Source organism: Turicibacter sp. HGF1 (genome assembly GCF_000191865.1).
Taxonomy (GTDB): Bacteria; Bacillota_I; Bacilli_A; order MOL361; family Turicibacteraceae; genus Turicibacter; species Turicibacter sanguinis.
Genome location: NZ_AEXQ01000086.1, coordinates 41,171 through 51,972, shown reverse-complemented (window position 1 = coordinate 51,972; position 10,802 = coordinate 41,171). Strand labels below are relative to the sequence as shown.

Genomic DNA, 10,802 nt, shown 5'->3' with positions numbered 1-10,802 from the left:
TTTTTCATAATTTTTGTATATTACATACAATTTTTGGGAAGATTAATTGAAAGGTGAGTCTTGAACTTTAATAGCTTCTGTAGGACATCCTTCAGCTGCATCGATTAAATCAGCTTCTAAGTTGTCAGCAATTTCTTTAGTTCCAGTATTTGCATCACCTTCAAAGATGTTTTCAGCATAACCTTCATCATCATACCCAAAAATATCTGGGGCTACTGCTCCACAGGCACCACAAGCGATGCATTCATCTTTTGATACAATAGAAAATTTAGACATAGTTATGTCCCCCTTCAAAGGATTTTATTATATTATTTATAATTCTTTAGAATTACAAGATTATTATAAGCTGAAAAGATAAAAAAATTCAAATTTAATACTCAAATTAAAACAAAATTATGATATAATTAGCTAGTCTTATTGATTTTTTTACAAATAGCCAAAAAAAACGATAACTTTCTTATCGAATCCATATAAAAATAATGTCAAGAAGGAGTGTGAGTGAGGTGGAAAATAAGGCGGATTATGCTGAATTACGAAGATTATATTTTGGACATCGTGAAAACGATAGAACGCCATCTCATTCTAAAGTTTCAAATTATGAAACCGGAATAGATCAAACGATCGATGGTTTTTCATCTGATTTACATAATTTTTTAACCATCCATGAACATTCATCTGATGAAGAGCCAACGACAATGAGTGATAACGATGAGATGGGACCAAAGTCAGGATTAACTCAACGTTCGTCAGAATTAATTAATAATCTTTGTGATCGATATGGAAATCGGACTTATAATAAAATTACATCCATGATTAATAATGAGGATTTTAGTGAATGGGAGCAACTTGAAAAGGAACTTTTTGCATCTGAATTAAAGTTAAATCTTAATGATTTAGAAGAAACTACTGAGTCATTAACTTATGATGAAATCGTCAATGAACTAAATGAAATGACAACGGGGGATTTAGATGATGATTTAGATTACCTAGATGCTTTAGTTCAACATGATTATTCTCGTTTACGTAAATTTCAAACTGATCAAGAATGTCTGAGTTCTATTTTTAGTGAGATTCTTGAAAATGAGCAAAATTCTAACAAAAATTATGAAGATGATGTGTTTAATAAAAATATAGAATTAATTTTTAATTCGGATATTGATTTAGACAATCATGATTGGTCTGAAATTTCAGATCAGGCTAACTTGGGGAATGGGAATTTAGAAGAAACGATTCAACAGCTTAAGGAACAATGTCAATCACAGGATACAAAGAAAGAAATTCCAACGGGCGAATTAAAACAAGCAGATTTGAATGCTTTTTATTCAGAAAACAAATTAGCGTTAGAATCTTTGAATATGCACTTAGAATCTGAAGAGCACAATCAATCTAAAGGGGAGAAATCTACATCAGATTTATTAAGTAAAGGGTTAAAAGTTTATATTGGAATTACATTTTTTATACTCTTTGTTATTCTGATGGTCATCCTATTTAAATAATGATTTTACAATAAACTAAATGGTGTCTGTAAATTTGAGAGACTGTTTAGTTTATTTTTGTAAATAAAATGAATTAAAGGCAAAGATGCCTATTTTGATGTTGTTTAAGTTTTCAACATTGTGATAAAATAATGGTAGTCGAGGTGATATTATGGTTCGTTCTAAAGTAATTGCAATTGATGGACCAGCAGCAGCAGGTAAAAGTACAATTGCACAAAAAGTCGCAGAAATGTTAGGGTATGTTTATATCGATACCGGGGCAATGTACCGTGCGGTAACATTAAAAGCCTTAAATCAGAACATTGACGTACAAGATGAAGAAAAAATTGAAAAAATGTTAGAAGATACAACGATTCGATTAACAAATGATAAAAAAGTATATTTAGATGACGTTGATGTGACAGAGGCTATTCGTCAACCGATTGTTTCTCAAAATGTATCAGCGGTTTCAGCCCATAAAGTCGTTCGTGATGAATTAAAACGTCGTCAAATTGAGTATGCTAAAACAGCAAATGTTGTAATGGATGGGCGTGATATCGGGACTAATGTTTTACCAGATGCAGATTATAAAATTTTTATGACAGCTTCTGTAGAAGTTCGTGCTGAACGTCGTTATAAAGAAAATATTAAACGAAATATTCCATGTGATTTAGAAAGTTTAAAACAAGAAATTCAAACACGTGATGAGTTAGACTCAACTCGCAAACATTCTCCTTTATTAAAGGCCGAAGATGCGATTGAGGTTGATACTTCATATATGACAATTGAAGAAGTTATTAATACAATTATTAACATTGCAAAGGGCGGGGAAAATAATGAAGCAGTTTAATCAAGTTGATCATGAAGAAATGACAATGAATGATGTTTTAGAATTTACGAATTTTTCATTACCTTCAGTAAATGATATTGTTGAGGGTGTTGTGGTTCGTGTCTCTAATCAAGAAGTAACAGTAGATATTGGTGGAGCAACAGAAGGAACTATTTATTTAAATGAATTAACGTTAGATAAAGTAGAATCTGCTAAAGATGTTGTTAAAGTTGGAGATACTATTAAAGCAATGGCTAAAAAAGTAGATGATGAGCAAATTTTATTATCTCGTCGTGCATTACTTGAATACCAACGCTTCCAAGATTTAAAAGTAGCTTATGAAAAAGGTGAAACATTAGAAGGGAGAGTTATCCGCACGGTAAAAGGTGGTTTAATTGTTAATATCGGAATGGATGCTTTTTTACCAACTAACATGGTAGATGTCGATTTTGTAACAGATTTAGAACAATACGTTGGGCAAAAAATGCTAGTTCGTATTGTTGAATTCAATCCACGTAATAAACGCATTAAAGTCTCTCGTAAAATTGTCGTGGCAGAGCAATTAAAAGTGGCACGTGAAGATCAGTACTCTACTTTAGCTGTAGGAGATATCGTGACTGGAAAAGTCGTGCGTCTTGAAAAATTTGGAGCATTTGTTCGTTTTGGTGCCTTAGAAGGATTGGTTCATATTTCAGAAATTTCTCATCTACCAGTTGAAAAGGTAGAAGACGCCTTAACTGTTAATCAAGAGGTAAGTGCGAAAGTGATTAAAGTAGAAGGAACAAAAATTCAACTTTCAATTAAAGCTGTTTTACCGACACCATTTGAACAATTCGTACAAGTTCATCATGAAAATGAAGTGTTAGAAGGAACAGTGGTTCGTTTAACGGAATTTGGAGCATTTGTTGAGTTAGCTAAAGGGGTAGAAGGACTTGTTCATCTTTCAGAACTTTCTTGGGATCATAAAGCAAAACTTGAAGAAGTGGTGTCTGAAGGGCAAAAAGTTCAAGTGCGAATCATTTTATTAGATAAAAAACATAATCGTATTGGATTATCATTAAAAAAAGTAGAGCAAGATCCATGGCAAACATTTAGTCATAAAGTCGGAGATGTCATTTGTGGAACAGTGACGAATATGACTGATTTAGGGGCATTCATTAAGGTAGCACCATATATTGAGGGATTATGTCATTTTACTGAAGCTTCTTGGAATCCAAATAAAAAATTGGCCTCTTTAGTATCAGTTAATGAAGAAGTAGAAGTTAAAATTATTTCATTAGATGTGAAAAAACATCGTTTGGGATTATCATTACGTGCTGTGAAAGAAAATCCATGGAATACGGTAACTTTAAAAGTGGGAGACGTTATTACAGGAAAAGTGGAATCAATGAATGATCGTGGTGCATTTGTTGCGATTGAAGAAGATGTTATTGGTTTCTTACCGGCAAATCAAATTACTGAAAAACGAATTAATCGTGTAGAAGATGTGTTATCAGTTGGTGAAGTTGTTGAAGTTAAAGTGATGCGTTTTGAACCAAAACAAGCAAAACTTGAATTAAGCATTCGTCGTATTAAAGAAGATGCAGAACGTGAAGAGTTTAATAAGTACATGAAAGAACAGGAACAAGCGGAAACTGAAACACTTGGAGACTTATTCGGAGATGCCTTAAAGAACTTATTAAAATAATAAAAAAGGGGAAAATCCCCCCCTTTTTTTATTTCAAAACCAAATATGAAGTAAAATTTGACTAAGTCATTATAAAACTAATATAATATTAACGACTTAGTTATGTGTAAAGATGAAAGAAGGTGGCAACATGGTATTACCTGTAGTAGCAATCGTTGGTCGTCCTAATGTTGGAAAATCGACTATTTTTAATCGTATCGTAGGTTCACGTGTTTCAATTGTAGAAGATGAACCTGGAATCACAAGAGATCGTATTTATAGTAGCGGGGAATGGTTAACTCGCAAATTTAATGTCATTGATACAGGTGGAATTGAAATTGGTGATGAACCATTCATGCGCCAAATTAAGTATCAGGCTGAAATTGCAATGGATGAAGCAGATGTTATTGTATTTGTTACAAATGCTCGTGATGGAATTACTCAAGCCGATCAAGAAGTAGCAAATATGTTATATAAAACAAAAAAACCAGTCGTGTTGATTGTTAATAAAGTTGATGATATCAACTTTAAAGAACAAATTTATGAATTTTATTCACTAGGTCTTGGAGATCCAATTGCAACGTCAGCAATTCATGGGATTGGATTTGGTGATATGTTAGACCAAATCGTTTTAAATATGCCAGAGAAAAAAGGTATGGATTATGAAGAAGATGTCATTAAATTTAGTTTAATTGGACGTCCAAACGTGGGAAAATCTTCATTAACAAATGCTTTGTTAGGCGAAGAACGTGTGATTGTTAGTGATATCGCTGGAACGACTCGTGATGCAATTGATACTGAATTTACAAAAGATGGACAAAAATATGTTGTAATCGATACGGCCGGAATGCGTAAGCGTGGTAAGGTGTACGAAACAACTGAAAAATATAGTGTTTTACGTGCCTTAAGTGCTATTGAACGTAGTGATGTTTGTTTAATTGTTATTGATGCTTCTAAAGGATTAATTGAACAAGATAAACGTGTCGCTGGATATGCACACGAAGCTGGAAAAGCGGTTGTGATTGTTGTAAATAAATGGGATGCTATTGAAAAAGACGATAAAACAATGCGTGATTGGGAAGAATTAATCCGTACTGAAATGTCATTCTTAGATTATGCTCCAATTGTGTTCTTATCTGCTTTAACGAAAAAACGTCTACATACGTTATTTGAACCGTTAAATTTAGCGGCTGAAAATCATAAAAAACGTGTTGTGACTCATGTTTTAAATGATGTGATTATGGATGCAGTAGCCATGAATCCAACACCAACTCATAATGGTCAACGTTTACGTATCTACTATGCAACACAAGTATCAATTCAACCACCGACGTTTGTTATTTTCGTTAATGATCCAGAATTATTACACTTCTCATACAAACGTTATCTAGAAAATCGTTTACGTCAAGCTTTTGGATTTGAAGGAACACCGATTCATATTATTGCCAGAACACGCGATTAATGAATAATCGTTAGGAGGGTATAAAGATGACAAAATCAATCACAGTTGTAGGAGCTGGAAGTTGGGGAACAGCTTTAGCACAAGTCCTATGTGATAATGGACATGATGTTAAATTGTACGATTTAAATCAGGAAATTATTGATGATATCAATCGAAATCATCACAATTCTCGATTTTTTAAGGAGCTTATGTTACCTGACAATTTAAAGGGAACAACAAATTTAAGTGAAGCTTTAAAAGAGGCTGAGATGATTTTATTATCAGTCCCTACTAAAGTAATCCGTGCAGTTTTAAAAGAGATAAACGAAGTATTAGATCATCCAGTTGTTATTATTAATGCAAGTAAAGGAATTGAACCAGGAACCCATAAACGTGTTTCTGAGATTGTTCAAGAGGAAATTAATGCTAATCATTTAGTAGCATTTGTTGCTTTATCAGGGCCTTCACATGCTGAAGAAGTAATTGAACGTGCTGTAACGACTGTGACATGTGCTTCCACGGTTGTTGAATTAGCAAATGAAATCCAACTAATGTTCAATAATCATTATTTCCGTGTTTATCGTGTAGATGATTTAATTGGAGTTGAGGTTGGAGGTTCAATTAAGAATGTTATTGCATTAGCAGCTGGAATTATTGCTGGACTTGGTTATGGTGATAATGCTAAAGCGGCCTTAATTACACGTGGATTAGTTGAAATTAAACGATTAGGTGTTGCTGTTGGAGCAAATGAAGAAACATTTGGTGGTCTAAGTGGTTTAGGAGACTTAATTGTAACGTGTACTTCAGTTCATAGTCGTAACTGGCAGGCAGGTTATAAAATAGGAAGTGGATCAAATTTACAAGAAGCAATTGATAGTATGACCATGGTTGTTGAAGGAGTTCGTACTTGTCAAGCAACTTATGAATTAGCTCATGAACTTCAAATTGAAATGCCAATCGTTGAGACGGTTTATCAAGTTATTTTTAATAAACTAGAGCCAACACTTGCGATTTCACAATTAATGATGCGTGATATGAAGCCAGAATTTTATTAATAGGCAAAAATCATCACAATTTTAAATTAAATAGTGACAAATTCCCTCCTTGAGTCATATGCTATATTGAAAATGACTTGAGGAGGTTTTAATATGTTTGATAATATTTTTGGGAAATTTGGGAAAGATGTAAATGTAAAGCAAGATGATCTTTTTAATATTGCATCTGAGGCTTCACAAATGGATTTGAAAAATGAACAACAAGTTCGAGCATTGATTGGAAGTGTAGCAGCAATGGTTGGACGAAAAGTTGATCCTGCTATTGAAGATCAATTAACTAAAATGATTATTAACGGGGAAGTTCCAACAGATATGAATGAGTTATTAAAAATGATGATGTAATCATCATTGAGAAATCTAAATGTATTAAAGGGTTGATTTTAAGGTTTGAGTAAATGTCCTAGCGAAAGCTAGGATATTTTTTTATTTCAAATTAAAAGAAGTTATCATATATTGAGATAGCTCTTGCATATAATTCGAAGAAAACACAGACAAGCTACGCTTTCATTTACTGTTGTTAGTGTAGTTTTATGGCAATAATTCCATGGATTAATAAGGCCTACAGTAAAAAAATTAAAGTTTTATCAAAATTCTCTCATAAAGTAGGGGATAAGCATCATAGATTGATATTGACAAAATACAAGTGAAAATGGAGGTTTACTATATGGAAACAAATGAACTGATGAGAGACGTCTTTGCTCGTACGAATGGCGAATTCTATCTCGGCGTAGTAGGGGCGGTTCGTACAGGAAAATCAACATTCATCAAGAAATTTATGGAATCTTTAGTTATTCCACTAGTTGAAGATGAAAATGAAAAGAAACGCATGATAGATGAATTACCACAAAGTGCGAATGGTAAAACTATTATGACAACAGAACCAAAATTTGTTCCAGCACAGGCTGTTAATGTAACAGTTGAAGGAGAGGTAAGTGCGAATATTCGCTTAATTGATTGTGTTGGATATGTCATTCCAAGTGCGATTGGATATGAAACGGATGAAGGACCACGTATGGTGAATACACCATGGTATGATGAACCAATTCCATTTGTAGAGGCAGCAGCAATCGGAACACAAAAAGTTATTGAAGATCACTCGCATATTGGAATCGTTATGACAACGGATGGTTCGATTGGAAACTTTAATCGCGATGATTACTTAGAGGCTGAACAGTTAGTCATTGAACAATTAAAGGCAATTAATAAACCGTTTATTGTGATTTTAAATACGACTCATCCAAAAACTGATGATGTACAAGAATTGAGAAATCAATTACAAGATGAGTATGGTGTTCCAGTATTACCTCTAAGTGTTGAAAATATGACGAAAAAAGATATTTATAGTGTCTTAACAGAGGCTTTATATGAATTCCCAGTTTCAGAACTTGATATTAAATTACCAAGCTGGGTTGATGCATTAAGTGATGATAATTGGTTAAAAGCACGCTTCTTAAAATTAATTAATCAAAGTACAAATGAATTCTACAAGCTTCGTGATATTAATTACTTAGCTGATGAATTAAAAGCAGAAGATATTGTTGAGGATTGTTTTATCAGTGCTTTAGATGCTGGTGTAGGGTTAGCAGAGCTTGAAATTAAGGTTCCAGATCAATTATATGATCAAATTTTAACAGAATTAGTTGGACCAATTAAAGATAAAGCAGATTTAATGTTCTTATTACAAGATTATGCAAATATTAAAAAGGAATATGAACCTATTGCATCTGCACTTAAGATGGTTAAACAAGTTGGATATGGAATTGCAACTCCATCAATCGAAGATATGACACTTAGTGAGCCAACCGTTGTAAAACAAGGAGCACGCTATGGAGTTCGTTTAAAAGCTATTGCACCATCTATTCATATGATTCGTGTCGATGTTGAGTCAGTATTTGAACCAATCATCGGAACAGAACAACAAAGTAAAGATTTAATTGACTTTATTATGAAAGATTCTGCTGATAATCCATTAGCAATCTGGTCTACTGAAATCTTTGGTCGTTGTTTAAGTGATATTGTACGCGATGGTATTTCAGCAAAATTATATTCAATGCCAGAAAATGCACGCTTTAAATTACAAGATACATTAATTAAAATTGTAAACCAAGGTAATGGTGGATTAATTGCCATTATGCTTTAAAATAAGCCGAAAAAGTCTCTTATTGATTTACTTCAAAAGAGGCTTTTCTCATTTTTGAAGCGATTTTTTATAAAATATTAATTTAGATGAAAAAAAGCGAAGTAAATTGCCTAAAATAGTGTTGTCTCAACAAAATATTCAAATAAATGTTTGCAACCATAAAACGGGTGTGGTAAACTTTTACTTGCAAAGAAATGTCTTAGGAGGTATTGATTTTTATGAACCGTTCTCAATTAGTAGATAAAATCGCTGAAAAAGCTGAGTTAACTAAAAAAGATGCAGATAAATTCTTAAGTGCTTATATTGAAGCAGTAACTGAAGCGTTACAAGCAGATGACAAAGTAGCATTAGTAGGATTCGGAACGTTTGAAGTACGTGAGCGTGCTGCACGTCAAGGACGTAACTTACATACTGGAGAAACAATCGAAATCGAAGCTAGCAAATATCCTGCTTTCAAAGCTGGTAAAGCTTTAAAAGACGCTTTAAAATAAGCCTTTTAGATATAAATCAAGACAACTCGCATTTTTACGAGTTGTCTTTTTATTTTAAATAATGACTTTCATTAAATAAGATGCCATAATAAAGAGGATATCGATTGATTAGTTTAATTAAAGAAGGTGAAAGAGATGAGTATTCGTTTTATTTTAGGGCGATCAGGTGTTGGAAAAACAAGACTTGTTTTAAATGAAATTAAGGCAGCTTGTGATGAGCTTCCACAAGGAGATCCTATTTTTGTTATTGCACCTGATCAGATGACGTTTCATTTAGAATATCAACTTTTAAAACAAAGTCAGTATCCCAGTTTAATGAGGGTACAGGGATTAAGTTTTAATCGTTTTGCATATCGTATTTTACAGGAAACGGGTGGTTTGAGTCGCTATCATTTGAACCAAGTTGGATTGGCGCTGTTGTTGCAAAAAGTCATGAATGAAAAAAAAGATCAGCTATCATTATTTCCGTTTTATGCAAACAAACCTGGTTTCATTTCAAAAGTAAGTGAGATGATTGCGGAGTTTAAAAATTATTGTGTGACACCGAATCAATTATTTCAAACCATTCAAACACAACAAGAGATTTCGAATTGGTCGGTTCAATCCGTAAAAAAAATTAATGATATTGCTATTTTATATGATGAGTTTGAAAAATTATCATTAGGTCGATATTTGATGACAGAAGATTATTATACGTTGTTGAGTGAGCAAATCGCTTATTCCTCAACCATTGCTAATAGTGATTTTTATATTGATGGCTATCATTTATTTAATAAACAAGAAGAATTAATTTTATTGCAATTGATGAAGTACGCGAAATCTGTCACTATTGTGTTAACACATGATTTAAATTCAACTAGCCCTGTTTTTTCTTTGCCATCTCGTACCTATTCTAAATTAGCTTCGCAACTAGAAGAAATGGGATTAAATTATGAAATTCAAGAACTAACAGAGGGGAATCATCGTTTTAAATCAGACACTGCCTTAGCTCATCTAGAAAAACAATTTATGCAGTTTCCGACGGTTAAAAGTGAAGCAAAAGGCGTCCATTTTTTCCAAGCAGCGAATAGCCGACTCGAAGTTGAAGAAGTAGCAAAACGAATTCATCACTTGATTCATAAAGAGGGTTATGCATTTAATGATATTGCCATTTATACGGCACAATCAGAGGAGTATCAAGAACTGATTGCCTCTATTTTCCCTAAATTTGAGATTCCAGTCTTTTTAGATTATAAAGAATCTATGTTGATTCACCCTCTAATGGTGTTACTTTATCATGTCTTTGATGTCATGATGAATGGATGGCGTCATGAATCGATGTTTATGATCATTAAAACGGGACTTTTTATGGATGTAAGTCAGATAAAAAAACAACAATCCTTTTACGAAGCGTTTCAGGCTTATCAACGTCAAGTTGATGTGCTAGAAAACTATTGTTTAGCTCGTCAGATTAAAAAACAAGACTGGCAACAAAAAGATGATTGGGTGTATGAGAAGTATCAAGGACTTGGCAGAGGGTATGTGAAAACGGATGATGACTTAGCAGTTGAAGACTTATTAAATACTTTAAAAAAGCAGATTTCTAGTTTGTTAACATCATTTGAGAAAAAATTAAAAAAGCTAAAACCTATAAGGAGTTTGCCGTTGCGACCTTTACCTTCTTAGAAGAAGCCCAAATTCCACAAAAGCTAGCACTACTTGAGTC

The 10,802-nt window shown here is 33.1% G+C and carries 10 protein-coding genes; 9 read left to right on the top strand and 1 reads right to left on the bottom strand.

Annotated features, from left to right (window positions below; genetic code table 11):
- Positions 1-42: 42 nt before the first annotated feature.
- Positions 43-276: a ferredoxin gene (locus tag HMPREF9402_RS08590; RefSeq protein ID WP_006784018.1), complete on the bottom strand. Its 234-nt coding sequence runs from the start codon at positions 274-276 to the stop codon at positions 43-45.
- Positions 277-503: 227 nt separating this feature from the next.
- On the opposite strand from HMPREF9402_RS08590, the gene HMPREF9402_RS08585 reads away from it, so the two are divergent.
- From HMPREF9402_RS08585 to HMPREF9402_RS08545, 9 genes are all read left to right on the top strand, one after another.
- Positions 504-1,496, top strand: coding sequence for a hypothetical protein (locus HMPREF9402_RS08585; RefSeq protein ID WP_006784019.1), 993 nt, complete (start codon positions 504-506; stop codon positions 1,494-1,496).
- Between the two features lie 151 nt (positions 1,497-1,647).
- Positions 1,648-2,325, top strand: coding sequence for a (d)CMP kinase (gene cmk, locus HMPREF9402_RS08580; RefSeq protein ID WP_006784020.1), 678 nt, complete (start codon positions 1,648-1,650; stop codon positions 2,323-2,325).
- Positions 2,312-3,991, top strand: a complete 1,680-nt coding sequence (locus HMPREF9402_RS08575; RefSeq protein WP_006784021.1) for a S1 RNA-binding domain-containing protein — start codon at positions 2,312-2,314, stop codon at positions 3,989-3,991. The genes cmk and HMPREF9402_RS08575 overlap by 14 nt, the downstream gene beginning before the upstream one ends.
- Before the next feature lie 130 nt (positions 3,992-4,121).
- A complete protein-coding gene (der, locus tag HMPREF9402_RS08570) occupies positions 4,122-5,432 on the top strand; it encodes a ribosome biogenesis GTPase Der (protein ID WP_006784022.1) in 1,311 nt (436 codons plus the stop codon).
- Between the two features lie 26 nt (positions 5,433-5,458).
- Positions 5,459-6,466, top strand: a complete 1,008-nt coding sequence (locus HMPREF9402_RS08565) for an NAD(P)H-dependent glycerol-3-phosphate dehydrogenase (protein WP_006784023.1) — start codon at positions 5,459-5,461, stop codon at positions 6,464-6,466.
- A gap of 93 nt (positions 6,467-6,559) precedes the next feature.
- On the top strand, positions 6,560-6,808 hold the full coding sequence (locus tag HMPREF9402_RS08560; RefSeq protein WP_006784024.1) for a stage VI sporulation protein F: 249 nt from the start codon (positions 6,560-6,562) through the stop codon (positions 6,806-6,808).
- 322 nt (positions 6,809-7,130) lie between these two features.
- Positions 7,131-8,606, top strand: a complete 1,476-nt coding sequence (spoIVA, locus tag HMPREF9402_RS08555) for a stage IV sporulation protein A (protein WP_006784025.1) — start codon at positions 7,131-7,133, stop codon at positions 8,604-8,606.
- Positions 8,607-8,824: 218 nt separating this feature from the next.
- The gene (locus HMPREF9402_RS08550) at positions 8,825-9,097 is read left to right on the top strand and encodes an HU family DNA-binding protein (protein ID WP_006784026.1); all 273 of its coding nucleotides are present in this window, start codon (positions 8,825-8,827) and stop codon (positions 9,095-9,097) included.
- A gap of 135 nt (positions 9,098-9,232) precedes the next feature.
- The gene (locus tag HMPREF9402_RS08545) at positions 9,233-10,762 is read left to right on the top strand and encodes a PD-(D/E)XK nuclease family protein (protein ID WP_009607129.1); all 1,530 of its coding nucleotides are present in this window, start codon (positions 9,233-9,235) and stop codon (positions 10,760-10,762) included.
- Positions 10,763-10,802: the final 40 nt, after the last annotated feature.

What these genes read in the sequence shown, in the direction of transcription:
- HMPREF9402_RS08590 (WP_006784018.1), bottom strand. Translation starts at nt 276, where the DNA reads ATGTCTAAATTTTCTATTGTATCAAAAGATGAATGCATCGCTTGTGGT.
- cmk (WP_006784020.1), top strand. Translation starts at nt 1,648, where the DNA reads ATGGTTCGTTCTAAAGTAATTGCAATTGATGGACCAGCAGCAGCAGGT.
- HMPREF9402_RS08575 (WP_006784021.1), top strand. Translation starts at nt 2,312, where the DNA reads ATGAAGCAGTTTAATCAAGTTGATCATGAAGAAATGACAATGAATGAT.
- der (WP_006784022.1), top strand. Translation starts at nt 4,122, where the DNA reads ATGGTATTACCTGTAGTAGCAATCGTTGGTCGTCCTAATGTTGGAAAA.
- HMPREF9402_RS08565 (WP_006784023.1), top strand. Translation starts at nt 5,459, where the DNA reads ATGACAAAATCAATCACAGTTGTAGGAGCTGGAAGTTGGGGAACAGCT.
- HMPREF9402_RS08560 (WP_006784024.1), top strand. Translation starts at nt 6,560, where the DNA reads ATGTTTGATAATATTTTTGGGAAATTTGGGAAAGATGTAAATGTAAAG.
- spoIVA (WP_006784025.1), top strand. Translation starts at nt 7,131, where the DNA reads ATGGAAACAAATGAACTGATGAGAGACGTCTTTGCTCGTACGAATGGC.
- HMPREF9402_RS08550 (WP_006784026.1), top strand. Translation starts at nt 8,825, where the DNA reads ATGAACCGTTCTCAATTAGTAGATAAAATCGCTGAAAAAGCTGAGTTA.
- HMPREF9402_RS08545 (WP_009607129.1), top strand. Translation starts at nt 9,233, where the DNA reads ATGAGTATTCGTTTTATTTTAGGGCGATCAGGTGTTGGAAAAACAAGA.